At 63.4% G+C, this 22,233-nt stretch carries 19 protein-coding genes and 1 pseudogene; 12 read left to right on the forward strand and 8 right to left on the reverse strand.

What is annotated here, in order from left to right:
- Window positions 1-11 precede the first annotated feature (11 nt).
- From ACN9MX_RS14095 to nagE, 3 genes are read left to right on the forward strand one after another with little or no spacing between them, the layout of a single operon-like run.
- On the forward strand, window positions 12-2,288 hold the full coding sequence (locus ACN9MX_RS14095) for a family 20 glycosylhydrolase (protein ID WP_426387144.1): 2,277 nt from the start codon (window positions 12-14) through the stop codon (window positions 2,286-2,288).
- A complete protein-coding gene (gene ptsP, locus ACN9MX_RS14100; protein WP_426387145.1) occupies window positions 2,285-4,804 on the forward strand; it encodes a phosphoenolpyruvate--protein phosphotransferase in 2,520 nt (839 codons plus the stop codon). The genes ACN9MX_RS14095 and ptsP overlap by 4 nt, the downstream gene beginning before the upstream one ends.
- Window positions 4,801-6,522, forward strand: a complete 1,722-nt coding sequence (nagE, locus tag ACN9MX_RS14105) for an N-acetylglucosamine-specific PTS transporter subunit IIBC (RefSeq protein ID WP_426387146.1) — start codon at window positions 4,801-4,803, stop codon at window positions 6,520-6,522. The genes ptsP and nagE overlap by 4 nt, the downstream gene beginning before the upstream one ends.
- Here the strand turns inward: nagE and ACN9MX_RS14110 are convergent.
- Window positions 6,510-8,141 (reverse strand): tetratricopeptide repeat-containing sulfotransferase family protein, encoded by a 1,632-nt coding sequence (locus tag ACN9MX_RS14110; RefSeq protein WP_363831208.1) that lies wholly within the window; start codon window positions 8,139-8,141, stop codon window positions 6,510-6,512. The two genes, nagE and ACN9MX_RS14110, sit on opposite strands and share 13 nt — an antisense overlap.
- A gap of 527 nt (window positions 8,142-8,668) precedes the next feature.
- Between ACN9MX_RS14110 and ACN9MX_RS14115 the strand changes: the two genes are divergently transcribed.
- Together ACN9MX_RS14115 and ACN9MX_RS14120 are read left to right on the forward strand one after the other, a co-directional pair.
- The gene (locus tag ACN9MX_RS14115; protein ID WP_363831205.1) at window positions 8,669-9,376 is read left to right on the forward strand and encodes a TonB-dependent receptor; all 708 of its coding nucleotides are present in this window, start codon (window positions 8,669-8,671) and stop codon (window positions 9,374-9,376) included.
- Between the two features lie 106 nt (window positions 9,377-9,482).
- Window positions 9,483-10,208 (forward strand): hypothetical protein, encoded by a 726-nt coding sequence (locus tag ACN9MX_RS14120; protein WP_363831202.1) that lies wholly within the window; start codon window positions 9,483-9,485, stop codon window positions 10,206-10,208.
- A 300-nt stretch (window positions 10,209-10,508) separates the two neighbouring features.
- Here the strand turns inward: ACN9MX_RS14120 and ACN9MX_RS14125 are convergent, their stop codons facing one another.
- Window positions 10,509-11,996, reverse strand: coding sequence for an EF-hand domain-containing protein (locus ACN9MX_RS14125; protein ID WP_426387147.1), 1,488 nt, complete (start codon window positions 11,994-11,996; stop codon window positions 10,509-10,511).
- A 395-nt stretch (window positions 11,997-12,391) separates the two neighbouring features.
- Between ACN9MX_RS14125 and ACN9MX_RS14130 the strand changes: the two genes are divergently transcribed.
- Window positions 12,392-13,177 carry a DUF3658 domain-containing protein gene (locus ACN9MX_RS14130; RefSeq protein WP_426387148.1) on the forward strand — a complete coding sequence of 262 codons (786 nt, stop codon included), beginning with the start codon at window positions 12,392-12,394 and terminating at the stop codon, window positions 13,175-13,177.
- A gap of 504 nt (window positions 13,178-13,681) precedes the next feature.
- Here ACN9MX_RS14130 and ACN9MX_RS14135 read toward each other — a convergent pair.
- Together ACN9MX_RS14135 and ACN9MX_RS14140 are read right to left on the reverse strand one after the other, a co-directional pair.
- Window positions 13,682-13,984 carry a hypothetical protein gene (locus tag ACN9MX_RS14135; protein WP_363831193.1) on the reverse strand — a complete coding sequence of 101 codons (303 nt, stop codon included), beginning with the start codon at window positions 13,982-13,984 and terminating at the stop codon, window positions 13,682-13,684.
- A gap of 22 nt (window positions 13,985-14,006) precedes the next feature.
- The gene (locus tag ACN9MX_RS14140) at window positions 14,007-14,333 is read right to left on the reverse strand and encodes a sigma 54-interacting transcriptional regulator (protein WP_363831190.1); all 327 of its coding nucleotides are present in this window, start codon (window positions 14,331-14,333) and stop codon (window positions 14,007-14,009) included.
- Between ACN9MX_RS14140 and ACN9MX_RS14145 the strand changes: the two genes are divergently transcribed.
- The 6 genes and pseudogenes from ACN9MX_RS14145 to ACN9MX_RS14170 all read left to right on the forward strand — a co-directional run bounded on the left by ACN9MX_RS14145 (window position 14,322) and on the right by ACN9MX_RS14170 (window position 18,180).
- A complete protein-coding gene (locus ACN9MX_RS14145) occupies window positions 14,322-14,672 on the forward strand; it encodes a DoxX-like family protein (RefSeq protein WP_363831187.1) in 351 nt (116 codons plus the stop codon). The two genes, ACN9MX_RS14140 and ACN9MX_RS14145, sit on opposite strands and share 12 nt — an antisense overlap.
- The gene (locus ACN9MX_RS14150; protein ID WP_363831185.1) at window positions 14,665-15,138 is read left to right on the forward strand and encodes a DUF2269 family protein; all 474 of its coding nucleotides are present in this window, start codon (window positions 14,665-14,667) and stop codon (window positions 15,136-15,138) included. Before ACN9MX_RS14145 ends, ACN9MX_RS14150 begins: the two co-directional genes overlap by 8 nt.
- Window positions 15,135-15,668: a DUF4166 domain-containing protein gene (locus tag ACN9MX_RS14155; RefSeq protein ID WP_426387149.1), complete on the forward strand. Its 534-nt coding sequence runs from the start codon at window positions 15,135-15,137 to the stop codon at window positions 15,666-15,668. Before ACN9MX_RS14150 ends, ACN9MX_RS14155 begins: the two co-directional genes overlap by 4 nt.
- Complete coding sequence (locus ACN9MX_RS14160) at window positions 15,661-16,062, forward strand: thiol-disulfide oxidoreductase DCC family protein (RefSeq protein WP_363831179.1); 402 nt, start codon at window positions 15,661-15,663, stop codon at window positions 16,060-16,062. Before ACN9MX_RS14155 ends, ACN9MX_RS14160 begins: the two co-directional genes overlap by 8 nt.
- A 76-nt stretch (window positions 16,063-16,138) precedes the next feature.
- Window positions 16,139-16,491: pseudogene (locus tag ACN9MX_RS14165) on the forward strand (tyrosine-type recombinase/integrase).
- A gap of 252 nt (window positions 16,492-16,743) precedes the next feature.
- Entirely contained in the window at window positions 16,744-18,180 is a 1,437-nt protein-coding gene (locus ACN9MX_RS14170) for a glycoside hydrolase family 16 protein (RefSeq protein WP_414714666.1), read from the forward strand.
- 122 nt (window positions 18,181-18,302) lie between these two features.
- Here ACN9MX_RS14170 and ACN9MX_RS14175 read toward each other — a convergent pair whose 3' ends face one another.
- From ACN9MX_RS14175 to ACN9MX_RS14190, 4 genes are all read right to left on the reverse strand, one after another.
- Window positions 18,303-19,292, reverse strand: coding sequence for a LacI family DNA-binding transcriptional regulator (locus tag ACN9MX_RS14175; RefSeq protein ID WP_363738834.1), 990 nt, complete (start codon window positions 19,290-19,292; stop codon window positions 18,303-18,305).
- 306 nt (window positions 19,293-19,598) lie between these two features.
- Complete coding sequence (locus ACN9MX_RS14180; RefSeq protein ID WP_426387150.1) at window positions 19,599-20,921, reverse strand: sensor histidine kinase; 1,323 nt, start codon at window positions 20,919-20,921, stop codon at window positions 19,599-19,601.
- 158 nt (window positions 20,922-21,079) lie between these two features.
- Entirely contained in the window at window positions 21,080-21,766 is a 687-nt protein-coding gene (locus ACN9MX_RS14185) for a winged helix-turn-helix domain-containing protein (RefSeq protein ID WP_133653517.1), read from the reverse strand.
- On the reverse strand, window positions 21,763-22,179 hold the full coding sequence (locus ACN9MX_RS14190; RefSeq protein ID WP_363738837.1) for a PDZ domain-containing protein: 417 nt from the start codon (window positions 22,177-22,179) through the stop codon (window positions 21,763-21,765). The genes ACN9MX_RS14185 and ACN9MX_RS14190 overlap by 4 nt, the downstream gene beginning before the upstream one ends.
- Window positions 22,180-22,233: the final 54 nt, after the last annotated feature.

Raw genomic sequence — 22,233 nt, forward strand, 5'->3', positions numbered from 1 at the left:
ACATGCCAGCGATGCGAAAACCACAGCGTAAGCTGGCACCAGCCACTGCCGCCGTCATGCTCCTCACCATGACGGCGGTACCGGTACGGGCGGCGGTCTCCTCCCCGCCTGCCCTGCTGCCGCTGCCCGCGTCGGTGACGGAGGAGGACGGTTCCTTCTCCCTCGCCGGCGCGAGCCTGCAGGCAGACGACGCCGGAGCGCGGGCGGCGGCGGACAGGTTGGGCTCACTGCTCAAGCGTTCGGGCCGTCCCCTGATCCCGGCCGCGCAGCACGGCTCAATTCGGTTCCTGCGGGATCCGTCGATCTCCGGCGCCGAAGCCTATCGCCTGACCGTGGCCGCCGCCGGCGTGACCCTGTCCGCCAGCACCGACGCCGGGCTCTACTATGGCGCGGAAACGCTCTGGCAACTGATCCTTGCTGGCGACGGCAAAGCCCTTCCCGCCATACGCATAGCGGACGCACCGGCCTACGGCTGGCGCGGTGTCATGCTCGATTCCGCGCGGCACTTCCAGCCGGTCAATTATATCCGCGAACTGATCGACCGCATGGCCATGGTGAAGCTCAACACGCTGCACTGGCACCTTACCGACGATCAGGGGTGGCGCTTGCCGGTGCCTGCCTATCCCCGCCTTACGTCGGTCGGCGGCTGGCGGCATGAGGCGGGCGCCGAGGGCATCGATCCTGACAGCGGCAAGCCGGTGCGTTCGGGCGGATTCTACACCGAGGCGGAGATCCGCGAGATCATCGCCTATGCCGCCAACCGCCATATCGTAATTGTTCCGGAAGTGGACATGCCGGGTCACTTCACGGCCTCCATCGCCGCTTATCCCTGGCTCGCTTCGACTCCTAACCCGCCGGCGGCGACCGCCAACGACTGGGGCATCCTGCCCAACCTTATCAACCCGAACGAGCGCGGACTGGCTTTCTGCGAAGCGGTGCTGGACCAGCTCATGCGCCTGTTCCCGAGCAAGGTGATCCACATCGGCGGCGATGAGGCGACGAAGGATCAATGGAACGCCAATCCGGCAATCCAGGCACAGATGAAGACGCTCGGCCTCAAGGATGCCGAGGAACTGCAGGGCTGGTTCACCGGCCGCCTTGCCGGCTATCTTGCCGCACATGGCCGCCGCGCGATCGGCTGGGACGAGATCCTTGCCGCGCCGGTGCCCGGCGACGCCATGATCATGTCCTGGCGCGGCAGCGACGGCGCCGTCACAGCGGCCAAGGCCGGGCACGACACGGTGCTGGCCCCCGCGCCAGTGTTCTATCTCGACAACCGCCAGAGCGCCTCCGATAACGAACCGCCGGGCCGCGGCGAGATCGTGAGCTGGCGGAGGCTCTACGAAGCCGAAACCGCGCCTCCCGCACTCAGCGGGGACGAGCGCGCACACATTCTTGGCCTGCAGGTCAATCTCTGGACCGAGCATGTGCGCACCGCCGAATATGCCGACCGCATGATCTGGCCCCGTGCCGACGTGCTGGCTGAGATCGCCTGGACCTCGGCACCGCGCGACTGGCAGAGCTTCTCGCCGCGCCTGCTCGGCGCGATGGCGCGTGAGCGCAAGCTCGGTTTCCGATCTGACGTCACGCCGCTTGAGCCCACCGGCCGCTTTACCGGAACCGATGGCGGCGCGATCAAGGCTGTCCTCGAACAGCCGGTCGGCATCGGCACGCTGCGCTACACGCTGGATGGCAGCGCGCCGGTGCCGGCATCCCCCGCCTATTCCGAACCGCTCGATCTTGCGGCGGGCACCGTACTTACGGCCCAGGCTTTCGCGGGCAGCGAACCGCTCGGAAGCCCCCGGACTTGGACCGTTTTCACCGCGCTCAGCCGCACCCTTTCCGGCGGCGATATGCAACTGTGCACCCAAAACCTGCCGCTGCGGCTGGAAGACGATGCGCCGACCGGCGGCGTGCGCCGCATTCACACGGTCGATGTCATGCACCCCTGCTGGAATTGGCACGGGGCGGCGCTGGACGGCGTGACGCGCATCGCCGCCGATGTGGGCCACCGGCCTTACAATTTCTCGCTCGGCGCGGCGATGGTGAAAGTACGGATCGAGCAGGCCGGTAACGACGGCGAAGCGCTCAAGGTGCGGCTCGACAATTGCGACGGACCAGTCATCGCCAGCCTTCCGCTTGCTCCCGCAAGCACGATTGCAGGTGTCAGCCGGATCGAAGGCGCCCTTTCCGCGCCCATTACCGGACACCACGATCTCTGCATCACTTTCGCTCAAAAAGGCGTAGACCCGCTGTGGGTGCTCGATAGGCTGACGCTGAAACCATGATGGCCCCGCAAGAGACAATCACGATCGCCAGCCCGCTGACTGGCTGGGTTACGCCGCTTGAGGACGTGCCCGATCCGGTCTTTGCCGGACGGATGCTGGGTGACGGTGTCGCCATCGATCCCACCGAAGGCATGCTGCGCGCGCCGGGAGCCGGGCGGATCGTGTCGGTCCACACGGCGGGCCACGCGGTGACGATCGAACTCGACGCGGGGCCGGTTCTGCTGCTGCACATCGGCCTCGATACGGTGGCGCTGAGCGGCGAGGGTTTCCAGCCGCAGGTCGCCGAGGGGGACAGGGTTTCAGATGGCGACGTGCTGATCGCATTCGACCTTGCCCTGCTCGCCCGCCGCGCGCGCTCCCTGGTGACGCCGATGGTGGTCACTAACGGCGAGGCGTTCCGCATTTCCGCCTCGGCCCCCGCTGGTGCGATCGCGGCGGGAGACATGCTGCTGCAGCTTGAACCGCTGGTATCGGCGGGTGGCGGCCAAGGCCTGCTATCGCCCGAGATCATGGAAGATCTGGCCGAACGTACGCTGCGCCTCCCGCTCGCCCACGGCCTGCACGCACGCCCCGCGGCGCGGTTGTCCGCGCTCGCTGCCAGCCATGGCGCTGTGCTGGAGGTTATGGCACCGGATGGTCGCACGGCCTCGATGCGCAGCGCCGTCGCCGTTCTGGCGCTCTCCCTCTCGCACGGGACGCGAGTGACCCTGCGCGCACGCGGCGTCGGGGCGGTGGCCGCCCTCGACGCCGTCTGCACACTGATCGAGAGCGGGATGGACGAATACCTGGCGGTGGGCCAGGATATTCCCGGTCAGCGTCCGGCCGCCGCCGCGATCACGCTGCCGCGCCGTCTCGGCGGTGGGGTCGCCGTGCCCGGCATCGCCATCGGTCCCGCCTGGCATGTCGCCGTGCGCCATTCCGAATGTTCGGATCAAGGCAAAGGCATCGAGATCGAGCGGGAAGAGCTTGCCACCGCTCTCGCACATGTCCGCGCGCGGCTTTGCGAAAAGGCGCAAGCTGCGGGGCCACTTGCCGCCATTGCCGCCGGGCACGCGGCCATGCTGGACGATCCCGAACTCGAAGCCGGGGCGATTGCCGCGATCGCTGCGGGGCGCAGCGCGGGGGCGGCGTGGAGCGCGGCCATCGCGCGCTTTGCCGAGCCTCTGCGCGCCTCGCCCGACAAGCGCTTTGCCGAACGCGTGGCGGACCTGCTGGACATCGAACAGTCTGTGCTAGCCGCATTGAGCGGTCAGCCAGGCGATTCCGCTCTACCCCCGCTGGGCGCGATCCTGGTCGGCGGCGATATCCTGCCTTCGCAGCTCATGGCGTTGGCCGGTGCCGGGCTCGCCGGGATCGCCTGCGGCGCGGGCGGGACGACCTCGCATGTCGCGATCATCGCCGCCGGGCTCGGCCTGCCCATGCTCTGCAGCCTTGGCCCCGCCGTGGACCTGATCGAGCCGGGCACGCAGCTCATGATCCGCGACGGGCACTTCACCGTCGATCCCTCGGAAAGCGAGATGGCGAGCGCCCGGGCCGCCGCCGCCTCGCTCGCCGACTTACGCCGCGCAGCCGAAGCGCGCAGCGCCGAACCTGCGGTGACACGCGATGGCGCGCGCATCGAAGTCTTCGCCAACCTCGGTTCGCTCACCGATGCGCATGCGTCGGTAAGCGCGGGAGCCGAAGGCTGCGGGTTGCTGCGCACTGAATTCCTGTTCCTTGGCCGCAGCGTGCCACCAACGATAGAGGAACAGCGGCAGGCCTACCAGGACATCGCCGATGCGCTCGGCCCCCGGCCGCTCATCGTGCGCACGCTCGATATTGGGGCGGACAAGCCGGTGCCCTGGCTGGCCCAGCCGCATGAGGAGAACCCGGCGCTGGGCCTGCGCGGCATTCGCCTGCAGCTTGCCAATGCCGCACTGCTCGAAGACCAGTTGCGCGCACTCGTGGCGATCCACGCGCCGGGCGGCCTGCGGGTGATGCTGCCGATGGTCTCGGACCTCGCCGAGATCGCCGAGGCCCGGCGGACACTGAGCAGACTTGCCCGGGAAATGGGCAGGCCGATGCCAGACCTTGGCATCATGGTCGAGACGCCGGCGGCCGCGCTGCTGGCGGGGTCGTTCGCCGCCGAGGCGGATTTCTTCTCGATCGGCAGCAACGACCTTTCGCAATATACCCTCGCGCGCGATCGTACCACCGCCAGCGTTGCCGCCGGGCTCGATGCACTGCACCCGGCGGTGCTGCGGCTCATCGTCGAAACGGTGAAGGGCGCGCGCAAGCATGGCCGCTGGACCGGGTTGTGCGGCGGACTTGCCGCCGATCCCGTCGCGGTGCCGCTGCTTGTCGGGTTGGGGCTGGACGAACTGTCGGCACCGCCCGCCGCCGTTGCCATGACCAAGCAGGTCATACGCGGGCTTGACCGGCAGGCCTGCGAGGCACTCGCACGGCGCGCGCTGAACCTGCCCGATGCCGATGCGGTCCGGGCACTGGCAAGCTTGGTTCTGGAGGATGCACAATGAAGCATTGGCTCGATACGCTGCAGCCGCTCGGCCGATCGCTGATGCTGCCGATCGCCGTGCTGCCGGTGGCGGGCCTCTTGCTGCGCCTCGGCCAGCCGGACCTGCTCGACATTGCCTTCGTGGCAGCAGCAGGCGCCGCGATCTTCGACAACCTCGGACTGCTGTTCGCACTCGGTATCGCGGTGGGCTTTGCGCGCGACAACAACGGCGCGGCGGGCCTTGCCGGGCTTGTCTGCTTCATCGTCACGACGCGCGGGGCAGAGGCGCTGGTGGTGATGCCGGGCAGCGTCACGCACAGTCTTCCCGATGCGCTGGCGGCACTGGCGGACGCGGCCTGGCGCGAGAAGGCGATCAGCAAGCTTGCGGTGCCGATAGGCATCCTGTCCGGGCTGATCGCGGGGAGTTTCTATAACCACTACGCGAATATCCGGCTGCCCACCTATCTCGCCTTCTTCGGCGGCAAGCGCTTCGTGCCGATCCTGTCGGGACTGGCAGGGCTTGGCCTCGCGCTGGTATTCGGCGCGGGCTATGCGGGAATCGCCGCCGGAATGGACGGCCTCTCGCGCGCGGTGGTTGCTTCCGGGCCCTTCGGCTTGATCGTCTACGGCGCGCTCAACCGGTTGCTGATAGTCACCGGACTGCACCATATCCTGAACAACGTCGCCTGGTTCATCATCGGTGACTATCACGGCGCGACCGGAGACCTGAACCGCTTCTTCGCGGGCGATCCCGCCGCCGGGGCCTTCATGTCGGGCTTCTTCCCGGTGATGATGTTCGGCCTGCCCGCCGCCTGCCTGGCCATGTACCGCTGCGCGCGTCTGGAGAGGCGCAAGGAAGTAGGCGGCATGCTGCTCTCGATGGCGCTCACCGCCGCGCTGACCGGCGTGACCGAGCCGATCGAGTTCACTTTCATGTTCCTCGCCCCCGCGCTCTATGCGTTGCATGCACTGATGACCGGTGTGGCGATGGCGTTAATGAACGCACTAGGCGTGAAGCTGGGCTTCGGCTTCTCCGCCGGACTGCTGGATTACGCGCTCAACTATAGCAAGGCGACGCGGCCCCTGCTGCTGTTGCCGGTGGGCCTCGTCTATAGCGCGCTCTATTATGGCATCTTCCACTTCGCGATCCTTCGCTTCAATCTCAAGACGCCGGGGCGCGAGGACGAAGTTTCGGGTCCGAGCGTACCGCTGCCGGTCGAAGGAGGGCGAGGTGCGGCCTATGTTGCGGCGTTGGGGGGCGCAGTAAACCTCACCGACATCGCCGCGTGCACGACCAGACTGCGCCTCAAGATCCGCGATCAGGCGTGGGCGGACGAGGCCAGATTACGCGCGCTGGGAGCCAAGGGGCTTGTGCGCCTGTCCGACCACAATCTCCAGGTGGTGATTGGCCCGGAGGCAGAGATCATCGCTGGAGAAATGCGCGCGGCGGCGGGACCTCTCAGAGCGGCAAGCGATGCGCCGGCCAACGGCTCGACCGGAAGTACATTGGCGCCCAAGGTCGATACGATTCCGTGGCTCGCGGCACTCGGCGGCCAAACGAATATCCGTGCTTCAGGCGCCGCGCATAGCCGCCTCTGGCTCGATCTGGCTTCACCCGATGCGCTCGACGAGGCTGCGCTCATTTCGCTGGGCGTGCGGATGGTCGCGCGGACCGATGACGGCGTGCAATTGCTGGTGGCGGGTGCCGACGCGCTGAACGAGGCGCTTCAAGCGGCGTAACCCAGCGCTTTCGTCGCATCGGAAACAAGCGGGAGTATCGGTTCGATCTCGCATGCGAAATAGCGCCAGCGGCCGATCGAGCGATCGTTCAGCGGCTCGCGCACCTGGGCGTAGCTTGGCGTCGGCGCATGGCGCGGCTCGCGGTGGAAGGCAAGCTGCCGGGGCTGGACGTCCAGACCGAGTACTGCCATCAGCGCGCGGGTTTCCCCTTCCTGATCCGCCACCAGGGTCTCGTAGCGCAGCGTATGATCGATCACGAGGCCAGCGCCTTCATATGCTGCAACCTGCTGCTGAATCAGTGCGAAATGTCGCGCCGCATCCTCGATCCGATAGGCGCAATTCTGGCCATGCGTCATATCGTGGCTCAGCACAGAGACGAGCACATCGAGCGGATGGCGTACCACGCGAATCACTTTCGCCGCCGGGAAGGCGAGGCGAATGAGGGGCAAATGGAATTCGTTAAGCGGCATCTTGTCGGTAAAGAAGCGTGCCGGGCCTTTCGTCAGGCCATATTCCCCGGCGCGGGCCAGATAGTGTTCGCGAAGCACAGCGGCATCAGCGCTTTTTAACGGCTCCGCCAATTCGCGCAATTCCGGTCCGAACGGCAATTCACCTCCCGCAACAACTTGATCGTGCGCAGCCAGGATCTGCTCCACAAGCGTAGTGCCAGAGCGTGGGAAGCCGAGGATGAACACCGGCTCTGCACCTGTATCGCGGGGTGCCGCTCCTGCCGGGAGTATCGTCCGGGCGAGCATTGCCAGTTCTGCGGCTTCCTCAGCGATGGCCTGAGCCATGTAGCGCCGGCCGGCGGCCCGCGCTATCAAGGCCTTGCCTTCGGTCCAGTCCCTCCAGGCTTCGTCGCCGCGACCCAGCTTGTCGCGCAGACGCCCGCGCTGCAGCATGGCGGCGCCAGAGAGTTCCGGTTGCATTTCGAGCAGGGCCAGCCCGGCGGCCTCGTCTCCCATCCGTGCCATAAGCACGCTGCGCTGAAGTATGACGTCCTGGCCTTGTCCCCGCGCCACCGCATCGGCCTTGTCGAGCCAGGCGGTGGCCTGCGCGAAGCGGCCGGCGCGCTCTTCCACTTCGGCAAGCGCCGCCAACGTGGCAAGGTGCAGCGGCGTGGCCCCGGCCGCCTCTTCCAGCAACCGGCGCGCGTCATCGAGCAGCCCTTGTTGCGAAAGCGCGCGGCCGAGCCCGTAAAGCAGCTCCGGATGCCGTCCGGCGAGCGCAATGGCCTGCCGCAGATGCTGCGCGCCTTCAAAAGCCAAGCCGCGATCGGTCAGCAGCCGTCCCAGCAGCATATGGGCATCGGCATTGGCGCTGTCAGCTGCCAGCGCCTGTCGCTCGAGGGTTTCGGCCTCCTTCGGTCGGCCCGCATCGATCAGCAGCCGCGCAAGGTCGCCATAGGGCCAGCGCCTATCCGGCGCGATCGCGATCGCGCTGCGCAACGCCGCTTCCGATCCGGCAACATCGCCCAATTGACGGCGCGACAAGGCGACAACTTCCAGCGCGTCAATGGCGTACGGATCATGCAAAAGAATCGCGCGAACCCGGTCCTCGGCTTCCTGCCAGCGGCCCATGCGGGCCGCTTGTCGTGCCAGATCAATCGCACTGTGCATGGGCACAATCGGAGGGCAAGTTTGCGGAGTTTGCAACGGATTTCGACTCTACGGTTAGGGGCCAGATTACCAATTTCGGTACTGAGCTGTATAGACCGGTTGAGGTGAGGTGGTGCCTATAATTCGGACGGGGTGTTAACCTAATATCGATTTGAGGACTGCACGGTGATGAAGACAACCAGAAAGTGAACCGCACCGGCTTTGCAGGAGACTTTCGCTTCTGAGTTCGCGTAGGTCGCAGTGGTGGCAACGTCCGATTTTCTCAAGTTCGGCCATTCCTCCGGCGATGTTCAGTGTCCGGCTTTGGTCGGCACCTTCCGGTTCAACGGCGGTCCGCCTGTCGGCATACGCCAACATTGCGGACGTTGCGGCGCTCCTCCAACTTGCTTGAAAGCAGTCCTACATTCACTGGTAAGCGATAAGCGCCCTCAACCGCAGTTGCGGATCTGCAGCTTGGCTATCGGGAGCAAAAGCGGACGTTGCAAATTCGTGCGAAATCATGAAGCCTCATGTGGGGGAGTGGCTTCATGAAATTGTGGTATTTGTTGGCGGCGGCAGTTGCGATCGGTGCACCGTCTGTTCTTGCGCAGCAGGCCGGTCCTGCGGGACTTGGCGAGGTGATCGTCACCGGCAATCGATTCAATACCCGTTATGCCCAGCAAGACCGCCCGGTGGTCGGTCTGCGGCGGCAGGCCGACGCGGCGGTTATGCCTGTTTCGATCTCGTCGGACACGCGCGATGAAACTACGCGCAAGAAGGAGATCCATACTGTGCTACTGGCCGCGCTCGACCGCGCGCCGGATGCCGACATCGAACTGGTCTCCGGGACGGTGCAATTGTCCCCCGTGACGAAGGCGAATTACCAGGAACTGCAGTTCCAGTACGCGGGCCGGGTCGACACCAGCAAGATTGACATCATGCTGAGGGTAAAGTTGGCTGGCTCGGCCGCGGTCGCCGAGAAGAAACTGATCGATTTCATCAAGGCGATCTCGGGTTCCGGCCGCGCGACGATTGACAAGACCGGCGGTCTGACGCTCACAATCGTCAATCCCGACCAGTACCGCGACGACATCGTCAAGCTCGTCGCGGAGGATGCCAAGCACAACGCCGGCATCTTCGGACCCGACTTCGCCTTCCACATCAGCGGGATCGACGGACAAGTCGCCTGGTCACAGGTAAGTAGCACCGACGTGTTCCTGTACCTGCCCTACAAGTACACCATCGTGCCGAAATAGGCCGCGGGGGCCCGACGCAATGAGAAGAGGTGCCATGAAATCCCTTTCATGTCTTATAATTCCCGGCCTCGCCCTGTTCGCGAGCGCGGCTTTCACGAGTTCCGCGTTGGCGCAGGACGATGCCAGCGAAGTCATCGTCACGGCTCAAAGGATCCCGAGCCCGGGCGCAGGAGCCGTGGTCGAGAAACCGCCGGTCATCGGGCTCAAGCGGCAGGCGGATTCAGCGGTGCGGAACATCGAGATCATGTCGGACTCGCGCGACGCTGAAATGCGCCGGCGTGAGGTTCAGGCCATGCTCCTCGCCGCGCTCGACCGCGCCAAGCGTGAGGGACTCAGTCTTGTCACCGGTCAGTTCGAAGTGGTCGAGATCACCGGCGACAACTGGCGTGACCAGTTTCCCGCCCTCGCGGGCAAGGTCGACGCCGACGCGGACGACGAGGATGATGACGACGAAGAAGAGGACAGCAAGCCCAAGCCGAGCTTCGAGGATAGCGGCAGCAATGCAATTGCTCGGTTGAAGGTCAAGGTCAGGCTGGATGGTTCGATTTCCAACGCCCAGCAAAGGATCACCGCCTTCGTCAAGGCCGTGCCCCCCACGGGCCGTTCGCAGATCGAACAGAAAGGGGGCTTGGCGCTGACCATCGTCAATCCCGACCAGTACCGTGACGAGATCTACCGCCGCATCGCCGCGGGAGCGAACCGCGCAGTCGGTTTCTATGGTGCGGACTATGCCGTGAATGTCAGCGGCCTCGACCGGGCCGTCGCCTGGTCTCAAGTCAGCAACACCGATGTATTTCTGTATATTCCGTACAGCTTTTCAGTGGGGAAGTAGGGCACCTGGGGGATGCCGGCGAACGCTAACATAGCCGTCATTCCTTGCTTCGGATTAGCTCGCCAAAAGCTGCCCTACGTTCAGACACTCGCCGGCGACGGCAACTGGCCGATTTCGGAATGTCGCCTTACCGGCGGGTAAGAAGGGATAGCCGCCGGTCCTCTTTAGGACAGGCGACACGATCGTGGGCAGAAATAGCTGCCTGTCGCCCGTCGACCAATAGCCGACTTAAACTGTCAGCTTCGCGGCGCCACAAGCAGACATTCGACCGTGCTATGGGGTTTTTGGCCCCCCGTTTGATTAATCCGAACCACGGCATGCCGCGCCGCGTGATTGCCCGGAGCTTTCGGTTATAATACAACTATGGACCGGATCACCAAGAGGAACAGGCACGCCGCTGGCGACGATCAACGTGACCGAATGCGCACCTCCCATGCTGGGCGGCATGTGTGCGATCGGCCGAACAATCCTTAACGCGCCGTTGGATTTACGCTCAATGGCGCCTGATCCAAGCAACTGTGAAAGCCCCATCTGGCTCGGCAGAACCTTGTAGGCTTCGACGGGCCCTTTCGCCACCACGCTGCGCGGATTGACGGCTACAAGTCCGCCGGGCCAAAATCTGACAGCCTCACGCCACATCTGCGCATCGAAGCCTTGTGGCAGCGGCGCGGAGTTGCGTTCTGCGCGCACGATTTGACCGGATGGGAGCGACACGCGCTGAACGGAATAGCTGCCGGAAATCCCGTCGGGCACACGTCCGAGGGATCGGTGGAGCGTTGCTGCCGCAACGGTGGACTGCGAGTCCGTCTTGTAGAAATACCGCGGGCAGTCGGGATCGCCGATTGTCACTTTTCGGGCGGAAAGACCCACGACGCCGGATGCAGAGATACCAGCTTCCGTTCCGAGGGACGTGACCACGGCACGAGCCACGCGGCTGGTAGCACCCGTGAAACGCCAGACCATTGATTCATAGGACGTAAGGACGAGGTAAAGCGGCTGGGACCCTGGTTCAATCGCCACGTCTATAATATTTGTCTCTTCGTCCGGTCCACCTATCACGGCAGATGAAATAGCGTCACCTTCATAAGCACCGAACGCGATCAACTTTGCCTCACCCGACAAGACCGGCAAGTCGCACACGGGTGCGGAGCTGGCAACTTGCGCTTCCCGCACACTGGGCGCTATCACGGCGTATTCACCCTGCGAGATCTTTTGGTCGCCGTCGGTATCGACCTTTGCAAAGGCGTGTTCCGCCAGCGCTGTCAATTCTTGCGGCGTGAGCTTTCCGTCGCCATCCGGATCAAGGTCCAGCATACCATCCAGCTGATTGCGGCTGCCAAACATACGGTTCGACGCTGCAGCTTCAACTACGGTCACTTTCCCGTCGCCGTTGGCATCGGCGCGATTGAGCAGTCGATTTACCTGGTTTGCGGTGGAGATGTCGTCATCTCGCTTCATCACCTGCTCGACCTCTGAACGCGTGACTTCGAGATTGCCGTCGAGGTCGTACCGAAGAAACTCTGCTACAGAACTGGCTCGCGCTTGGGCGCGCGCCGCTGCCAGATCCAGTTTGACGTCGTCTCGATCAAGGCCATCACCCTGACGGTCCGCTTGCCGGAGCCTGCCCACCATTTGAGCAACATACTGTTCCAACACTGAGCCCGAGCGCAATTGCTCCAAGAGTAAAGGAGAGCTCACAGGCGCATCCGTCTGCGGGGTAAGCGTCGCGAAAGCAAAACCTCCTACGCACACGATTGCTATCGCTGTAACAGAAGCCGCGGTCTTCATGGTCACCCCCAATTGTGAACCCCAGATTTTAAAGGTGCTGCCACAACGCACTGTTACAGGGTCAGGTTAATGGTTCGGTAGGCCGATTGCACGAGTGAGCGGTGCGACCGCCTTGTCGCGCTAGCATGCCGTTCAGCCCAACACCCCCAACCAGACCGTCCGCTCACCACCCCCGCCAGCCATATGCGGCCCCGATTCGCGCAAGAGCCGCTCCATTGGCGACCGTCCGGTCCGGAACGGGCAAGCTGCCGGACGGCTCGCGACCAATTATGGACGTTCACAGTCCCTACGATCGATGCCAAAAGCCGCCACTCCTCAATATCATCCCTCATTGTTAAGGGCATAATAAGACTGCCTGAGCATTCCATTGTCCAAGACCGCGCACGAGGTGATTGATGATCCACATTTTTTTCTGTGCCTCGGCTGCGGGGACCTTTCGGCAACTACTGCGCGCCAGAGATATCGCTGAAGAAGTGGCTGATATTTCTGAAGAGCTTGATCTCGGTCCCATCTCTCATGGTGATCTTGCTGATCGAGAGGTATGGCTCGATCAATTCGCGCCAATGGATTTCGGTAAGCGAGACTGGCTTGCCGAGAGCGAGGTCAGATTTAGAAACCATATAGCCAGAAATCCTGAACGGTTGGTTTGGATCGCCCCGGCATCAGCTACGGAACAGGCCGGTCTTTACTGGTATCTTTCGCAGTTCGGCGGAAACGGGACGAGATTGGCAATCGCTGACTATAACCTTCGCGGAACCTGGAACGGCAAATCACCACTTAAACTAGGTGAACTTGGCCTTGAGCCAATGGGCGAACTCTATGATGAATGCCCTCGCGTGCCATGGGACCCTTTACGCTTTCCCGAGGATCTATGGAACACGTTGGTTGCGGAAAATGCCCTCGTCCGCGTCGTCGCCGAGGGAGGGTACCTTCGGAGCGCGCCGGACAATTACTTTGATGACTTTTTGCTTGCACGCTGCCCAGTTGGCTGGACGAAGTTTCATCGCGTCATCGCCGATGCCATGGGCGACATTTGGGACACTGGACAATCCGCCGGTAGTGATTTGCTTCTATGGCGGCTTCGTGCGCTCATCAATAATGGTCAGATTTCCTGCGATGGTGAACCCCCACTCTTTGGTGGAAGTGTAGCTAATGCCGTGAAAATTAAGCGCGCGGCGTAGGCTCAGTTAGCAGCTTACCAACGCCAGCAGCCGCAAAGCAGACAGTCCTCTTCCCACCCTTTCCGACCACAGGGCTACCCGGCGCCATTTTCCGTCCCGGTCATTCGGCGGTCGGCTCGAGTGCATGAATGTATGGCTGGTTACGACGGAGAATTTGGCCCTGGGAGCGACTGCTTTGTCGGCGGCATTTGCCACTCCACAGGCTACCTTTGAAGCGGTAGCTTGCGACCTAGCTTACGCCGTTCGACGAGCGAATTTACATGGCAGCTTCTGCCGATAGCAGACTTATCGATCCCATTGCCCGCCTACTGACTCGAGATCCGGGTGGGTGTCACAGAGGCCGAGTTCAGAATCGGTTTCACCAATGCGACAGATCTTTCGAGGTAAAAAAATCGCAGCGATTGAATGGCCAAACAATGCTGCACTTGCGTAGGAGTGTGGCTATCAGACGCGATCAGGCCGTTTGAGGTACGATCGCACAGCGACTGATTCGGATGGTAGCGGTCATCCCCGCTGATCTGTCGGGCGCAGCGCTAGCCGGGTTTGGTCATCCGCGGGATAGAAGCATTCGAGCGTTAGTTCGGCGAGCGTGATGTCGGTGGCGCTCCCGAATACGGTCGTTGTGGAGATGAAGCTGAGGTTTTGGCCGTCACTCGAACCGCGCAGAACGAGAGGCACGGCGATACGCCCGCCGGGCCCGGGAGGATGACGGCTCGCCGGGGCGGGTAAAGCGCGAAGTTCGTCGTGGAGTGCAGCAAGCACCGGATCGCCGGCACGGTCGGCCTCGTCGCGCAGACGGGTCAGCACATGATGCCGCCACTCCGGCAGGTTAACAATCCGTATGGATCGCGCGAGCGACCAGTTCCTTGCCGGTGCCGCTTGGACCCAGCACCATCACCGGCAACTGGGTGGGCGCGACGCGGCGGATGAGATCGCGCAGGCCCGCCATCGCAGGCGATACGCCGAACAGGCCCATATCCTCGCCGCCGCTCGCCTGCGCCTGTAACTGCGCCACTTCGCGGGCGAGACGGGCGCGCTCGACGGCACGGGCGATGACCACCTGCAACATGTCCGGATCGACCGGCTTGGCCAGAAAATCCCATGCTCCGGCCTGTACCGCTTTCAAAGCCAGGGCATGGTCGGCATGACCGGTCATCACCACCACCGGGGCGGGCGCGAAGGTCGGGTCGTCTCGCTGGCGTTCGCACCGCCCGATCTGATCGCTACATGGCTGGCGCGCGTGAGCCTTGGCGGTTCCGCTGCGACTGCGACGCTATGGGCAGGATCGCTCGCCGATATAGCCATCGGCATCGCTCTGCTGGCAAGGGTTCGCGGCGCAGCACTGGCCGGTGTCGCGCTGATGCTGGCCTATACCGCGATCCTGACCGCAGCCGCTCCCGAACTATGGGCCGATCCCTTCGGCCCGCTCGTCAAGAATATCGCCGTACTCGGCCTGTCGTTGGCCGTCCACGCGAAGGAAATTCGCCATGGATGACTATATGCTGTTGAGGACGATCCATATCCTCAGCTCCACCCTGCTGTTCGGCACCGGGCTGGGCACCGCCTTCCATGGCTGGATGGCCAACCGCGCCGGGTCGCTGGACGCGCGCCGCGTGGTGAACCGCAATGTCGTGCTGGCGGACTGGCTGTTCACGACCTCCGCCGTCATCGTCCAGCCCTTCACCGGCATATGGCTGGCGCAGATTGCGGGCTTTCCCCTGACCAGCGGGTGGCTTGTTGCGGCAATGCTCCTCTATCTGCTGGTGGGAGCCTGCTGGTTGCCGGTCGTCTGCATCCAGATCGCCATGCGAAGGATCGCGGATGCAACGCCTGATGGCATACCGCTGCCGCCGCGTTACTTCCGCCTTTCCCGCTGGTGGTTCGCGCTAGGTTGGCCGGCCTTCATCGGGGTCATCATCATCTTCTGGCTGATGGTCGCCAAACCGGAGATAGGACTATGACCACCCCCTTGTTCCGCCGCCTGTTGGGGCAGGATATGGAGCGATTGCCACCGATATTGCGGCAGGCGCATGATGCGGACGATAGGCGGCTCTGGGTAGGCACGGCTGTCGTAACGCGCAGCGCAAATCCGATCGCCAGACTGCTATGCCGAATGATGAAGCTGCCCTCTCCGGGGGACGATGTGCCCGTCACCATTCTGTTCGAGCGTACCGGCACCGCCGAACGGTGGAGCCGGACCTTTGCCGGGCGCCGCTATCGCAGCAGCCTGGCCGAACGCAACGGGCTGATGATCGAGCGGATGGGACCGGCCACCAATATTTTCCAGATTTCGATAATCGCCGGGCTGCTTCATCTGGACCTCGTCGGCTTTCGTTTTCTGGGCATTCCCTTCCCGCGCTGGGCGCGTCCGCGCTGCCATGCACGGGAAAGGGAAGAGGCGGGGCATTATGTCTTTGACGTGCCGGTGAGCCTTCCATGGTTAGGGCATGTCATTCGCTATACCGGTCAGATGGAGCGCATTGATGACTGATGCCCACCCCATCATCCTGTTCGATGCCGAGTGCGTACTCTGCTCCGCCAATGCCCAGTTCATCATGACGCATGACCGCGACCGCCGCTATCGGCTGGCGTCGATGCAGAGCGCGGTGGGTGCCGATCTCTTTCGTCGGCACGGCGTTGATCCGAGCGATCCGGACACGATCCTGGTAATCGACGGGGACAGAGTGCTGCGCGACAGCGACGCAGTGATATCGATCTACGCCGGCCTTGGCTGGCCGTGGCGGATCGCCGGTGCTGCAGCACTTATACCCAGAAACCTGCGTGATCCGATTTATCGCTGGGTCGCCCGTAACCGTTACCGCATTTTTGGCAAACGCGAGAGCTGTTGGATCCCGCATCCTAAAGACGCTGATCGGTTATCATGATATACGGAGCGCGAGCACATAAATGCACCGTCCCGCTATTCTGTCTCCGGCCACCTGCGGCCAACAGAGATGTGTCATGGGACATTCAGTGTATGACCCCGCCTTTTCAGAACGCCCCGCCTGGAATGCGGGCAGGAAGGTTGGTTCAAAGCGCGCGTTGAAGTCCAAACAGATTTGGGAAATTCGATTTTGGTTCGACCGAAAGAGGCGGCTCCGCGATGGCACGCACTCTCTGCGTAGAACAAAGGCCTCCATCATCTATAAGGCACGGGCAATCTCCGCGCGGTCCAAATCCTGCTCGGGCATTCCAAGATCGAGAACACGGTCCGATATCTCGGCGTCGATGTAGAAGACGGCCTGACGCTGGCCGAAGGCATCGAGATCGCTCCGTCCCTCCGGTCTGCCGGGAATCTGTACAACATGGGTTAAGATAGCAGCAGCCCTGTTTGCTTCCGTGCGATTCACCAATCCGGGCACCCAGTCCCAAACGCCATCCGCAGGCAGCACGATGAAAGGTGCTGCAAAGCCGATGAGGCGCGCATTCAGGATCGTTTCAGATGCAATAAAATATATGATAATCAATGTGATAGACTCGAACGGCTACATTGCCGGAGACTATCTGCCCTTGAAGAAGGAGCGGACAGAAGGCCTATCGGCCTAAAAAGCAACGGGGGTTGCATCATGAAAAAATCATCGTTCTCGCGCTCGCTTTCGAGCGCTTTGTTCGCATGTCTTTTTGTGGTTTGTGTCAGCGCTTGGGGCCTGACCTCAAACGTCGATTTTCAACGTTCAGGTGGAACAGCGCGGCTCGCGGCGACAGATGGCCGTCATGCTTCGGATGACGCGTTCGACACATTGGCATTCATGCGCTCCGCCATAGACGACGCATCTATGCAGCAGTTGGCGGCTGCTTCCTCCCTGTCGACGGATGCCGGGGATTTTGCCAGTTTCGACTTCGCCAATGGCACCCGATATCCGGAAAGAGCCACGGCATCCGTCGGGCCAGCCACCTATCGGCCCGGGTCCACCATAGCATATGTTCCGATCAGCCTGGACCGGCCCACCCCGAACACCGTGATTGCCAGGGTCATGACAGAGGATGGGACCGGTCTGGTGAGAGGCGTTGCCGGAATCAATTACCAACCCATCTATAAATCCGTCATCTTCCGCCCGGGCGATCCGCTTACCAAGACGGTGGAGGTGCCGATCATCCTTGGGATCCCTGGGGCTGATTTCATCGTCCGGTTCGTTGAGGCACCCTGGGGCGGGATGATGGGCACCGACCGCGCCTATGTGCAGTGCGATTTTCAGAAGGAAGCAACGCCGGCGCAGACAGAAGGCCGGGAACCCCGAACCTTCAGCCCAAGCGGCACGCTTCAGTGGCGGATGAGCCGGGACACATTGAAGTGGTCCGATGCAGGCCATGACAAGGCCTGGTCCACCAAATTGCCCAACGGCCGCTCGCAGCCGGGCAACCAGGAAACCGGCATTTATCTCGATGGCTGGGTATATCGTGATGCCGGGATCGAGGCGCCGCTGCGCTACACGGATGAAGGGCTTGTCATGCACACCCAGAAGCTGAAACAGCCGCTGGAGTGGGACGGCGTCCCCTATGATTACGGCTCGGTCGTCCTCAGCGGCCACAACACCAGGCCGGTCCAGATCGGCTATGGCCAATATGAATTCACTGCCAAAATGCCCGACCGGCGCGGGTCATGGCCGGCTTTCTGGCTCATCTCCACGGCCGGTTGGCCGCCGGAGATCGATATCTACGAGGGGTTCGGCTTCGAGAGTTGGTGGGATTTCGACCGTTATACCGCCAACACCCTGCATGGCGGCGCCAATATCACCCGCACCTTCCAGGAGGGCATATTCATGAACAGCGACGAGGTCTACGGCATCGGCGGGTTCACCAAGGGTTTTCACAGCTTTGCCGTGGATATCCAGCCCGACTACATAACCTGGTTCATCGATGGCAAGGAAACCTATCAGGCGGTCAATCCGTTCGCCGGCTTCCGCTGGTATCCGATCATGGATGTCGCTGTAAAAACCAATGGCGATTATGCCGATGGCTCGGGTGATATGATCGTCAAGGATATCAAAATCTATTCCAATTGACGGGATGAGGCAGGGTGCCGGATCGGAAGGGTCGTGTTTGCGCTATCACCGGGGCGATCCGGCCCGTTTTTCAGCGCCATCCCAGCTGATCATTTCATGGTCAGGGATGAGCCGTCAAACCGTCACGCGGGCGCCGGGCCGGAACTGTCGCGCTGCACCAGGTCGAAAGTGAAATGCGGTGCATCATCGGCGCTTCCAGCCAGGGCGTCGATCATGGCACGGCCCATCTCCTCAAGCGGCTGGCTGACGGTGGTGAGCGGCGGCCAGGCCGTGAGGCCGGCGGGCGTATCGTCGAAGCCGACCACTGACAGATCCTCCGGCACGCGCAGTTTCATCCGATGCGCGACGGTCAGGGTGCCAAGCGCCATGTCGTCATTGGTCGCGAAGATGGCGGTGGGACGCTGGTCCTGGGTCAGCAAATGCGTGCCTGCGCTGATGCCGGACTCGAAATCGAAGGCGCCCTCCACGAACAACAGCGGATCGAGCGGCAGCTTCGCCGCGGCCATGCCGTCGCGAAAACCCTCGACGCGTTGCATCGCCGCCTTGTGGCTGGCGGGCGGAGTGATCACGCCGATGCGGCGATGGCCAAGGCCGATCAGATGATCCGCGACCATCCGTCCCCCCGCGCGCTCCGGCGTCGGGATGTTGAAGCTCTCCGCCATCACTGAGCCGGCGATGCGGGCGCAGGGCAGCTTCAGTTCGGACAGGCGCTGGAGCAACTGCGCATCATCGGACAGGGGCGGCACCAGGAAGACGCCATCTGGCCGCAGCGCCGCCACCAGCCGGTCGAGAATGGCAAAGCGCTCCTCCCCCGACAGTGGCATGGGTTCGACCACCAGATGATAGCCCATGTCCCGGCATCGGTTCGCTGCGCCGGACTGAATGCCGCTGTTATAGGAAGGGGCGGGATTGTTGTAGAGGAAGGCGATCATGAAAGACCGCCCGCCGGCCAGCCGCCGCGCCGACTGGTTGGGCCGATAGCCAAGCTGGCGGATCGCCGTCGTCACCCGTTCGCGCAGTTCCTCGCTCACATTGGGCGCCTTGTTGACCACGCGCGAAACGGACTTGATGGATACGCCGGCCAGGGCCGCAACGTCGTGAATGTTGGACATCAGCAGTACTGAATGGGAAAAAGGGCCGTCATGGCACCGCTCTTGCCATGGAAGGCCGGGGGATGGAACAGCGTTTACCCGGTTTGTCCGCGGCCCGAGGTTCCTCTTGCGAAGCCGCCGTTGCTGCCAGGCGGGCCGGGCGCACTCCTGCAGGGATTGTCACGAAAAAATGCCCTTGATCTGGCAGCCACAGGGGTCTACATCGATTGGACAACGTTGTCATACTCTCCAAGCACGACAACGGATACCATCCTGGGCAGCGGTCGGTGGAACTGCACGCCCTGATCGTTGCCCGGGATGCGCTTTTCAGGGTCGCCGCAAGGTCAGCAGGATCTTCAGTCCGGGCCCATTATCAGCCAGCGTCACCATGCCGTTGTGCAGCCGCCCCACCGCTTCGACCAGCGACAGGCCCAGTCCCGATCCCGGTTTGCCGCGCGCCGGATCGAGCCGTCCGAAGCGCTTCAGGGCGGCGGCCCGGCTCTCTGCCGGAATCCCCGGACCGTTGTCGGCCACGGTGATCAGCAGATCGCCATTGTCGATCGCCGCGCTGATTTCTATGCGATCGCCCCCCTCAGCATAATAGAGCGCATTTTCGATCAGATTGGCGAGCGACTGACTCACCAGTTCGCGATGGAGCGGAAAGACCAGCGGATCGGCGGCCGCGATCGTCAGCGCAAAGCCGCTGTCCTCCACCAGCGGGCCGTAGATCTCGCCCACATCGCGCAGCAGTTCCATGACATCGGTGTCGCGCCGCTGGTCGCCGCCGAATCCCGCTTCGGTCCGGCTGATCAGCAGCGCCGTGGTGAGCATGGATCGCAGCGTCTGCGCCTCATGATGCACCTTTTCCAGTGCGTCGAGCGCGGTGTCGTCGGCGGTTTGGGCGCTGGCTTGCTCGACAACGGAAATCAGGCGCGTCACCGGGGATTTGAGGTCGTGGGCAAGGCCGTCGGTCATCATGCGCAACTGCGTCACCAGGGCGTCGATTCGCTCCAGCATGGCGTTGATCGACTGGCCCAGGCGGTCGAAGGCGTCGCCGCTGCCGTCGGTCGGCACACGCCGGTCGAGCGCGCCGACAGCCACGTCATTGGCGGTTTCCGCGATGTCCGAAACCTGCCGCGCCAGGATGCGGCCCAGCATGATCGCGCTGCCCAGCGCCAGGACCAGGCTTATTGCAAAGGCGGCGGTCAGCGCCTCCTCATAGATGCGGGTAAGTTGCAGGCTGTTGGAAACCACCATGCCGACCAGCAATTGAGTGTTGTCCTTCAATCTTATCGGGATGACGCCCATCGGCTCGGGCTCGTCGCGGCCGACGCGGTAGAGCGAGATGATCTGCCAGCGTCCGTCAGCGGCCAGTCCGGCAGGCCAGGCGCCCAGATTGCCGCTGACGGGGCGGCCTGACGGATCTGTCAGCAGCAGCACGGCGCGCTCCCCCTCGACCGCGCGGAAACGTCGGGCGATCTCCGCGCGCAGGGCGGCGGTCCCTCCGCTGCGATGGAGCGCAAGCAGGTCGTCGCGGGCATCCTCCGCCGCCTGACGATCGGCGGCGACGACGGTACGCTGGCTTGCTTGCTGCACGAACAGCAGCACGCCGCCGGTCACCAGGAACTGGCAGAGGAAGGCCAGGCCCACGAACCGCCCGATGGTCGATCGGACAAAACCGAACCAACGACGGGAAGGATGGTTTCCAGGGATGGTCGGGGCCTCCTCAGCCGCTGGTCAAGTTCCGGTAGGGGGGAGGGCGAAGTAGGCGATCTTGAGCTTGAGACCACCCTGCTTTCCGCCCGCCCTCAGCCCTCCGGCCCCAGCCGGTATCCCATGCCGCGCACCGTGTGCAGCAGCGGCTTGTCCCCGCCTTCGTCCAGCTTGCGGCGCAGGCGGCTGACATGCACGTCGATGACGTTGGTGCCCGGATCGAAATGATAGTCCCATACGCCTTCCAGCAGCATGGTGCGCGTCACCACCTGGTCGGGATGGCGCAGAAAATATTCCAGCAGGCGGAATTCGCGCGGTTGCAGGTCGATATTCCGCGACCCCCGCTTCACCCGCCGGGAAAGCAAATCCATTTCCAGATCCGCGTGCCGCAGGCTGGTGACGACCGCGCTGCTGCCGCCGCTCCGCCGCAGCAGCAACTGCACCCGCGCCATCAGTTCGGCAAAGGCGAAGGGCTTCACCAGATAATCGTCCGCGCCGCTGGTCAGCCCCTCTACCCGGTCCTCCGGCGTTCCCAGCGCGGAAAGGATGATGACCGGCGTCTCGATCTCCGCCGCGCGCAGGGCCTTCAGCATCGCCATCCCGTCCATCGCCGGCATCATCCTGTCCAGGATGATCGCGCCATAGCTGCCGTCGCTCGCCAGGAACAGGCCGTCCCGGCCATTGTCCGCCCGGTCGACGGTGAAGCCTGCCTCGCCCATGCCCTTGGCGACGTAGGCGGCGGTGGCTGCATCGTCCTCGACCACCAGAATCTTGTGGCTCATTGCTCCCTTTCCGGCCGGTCCAGCATCACCACGCGCATATGATCCGCATGTTTCAGCCCCAGCGCTATCCTTGGCTGGGAATGATGTAACAGATAGGTGCTGGCTTGATCCAGCGAGCTTATCGGCGTGCCGTTCAGGCTGACCACGTCGTCGCCGACGCTGATGCCCAGGCGCGCGGCTTCCCCGTCCGTTTCCATGCTGGTGACGACGACCGCCGGGCGACCGTCGGGCCAGCTTCCGTCGGTCAGGGTGATGCCGGGCAGTGCGCGGGCCTTGGCCGCCGCCGCTTCGATATGGCCGTCCGTGACGCGGCGGACATGCATGAAGAAGGCGCCGCTCATGAGCAGCGCGCACAGCGCCAGTCCGGCCAGCAGCAGGCCGGTCGCGTTCCTGTCGATCGGTCGCTTCGTCATCCGCCTACTCCCCCATCCCCGTCGCGCCGGGGAAGGATGGCGGCGTCCCATCCT

Source organism: Sphingobium sp. R-21, assembly GCF_049913335.1.
Taxonomy (GTDB): Bacteria; Pseudomonadota; Alphaproteobacteria; order Sphingomonadales; family Sphingomonadaceae; genus Sphingobium.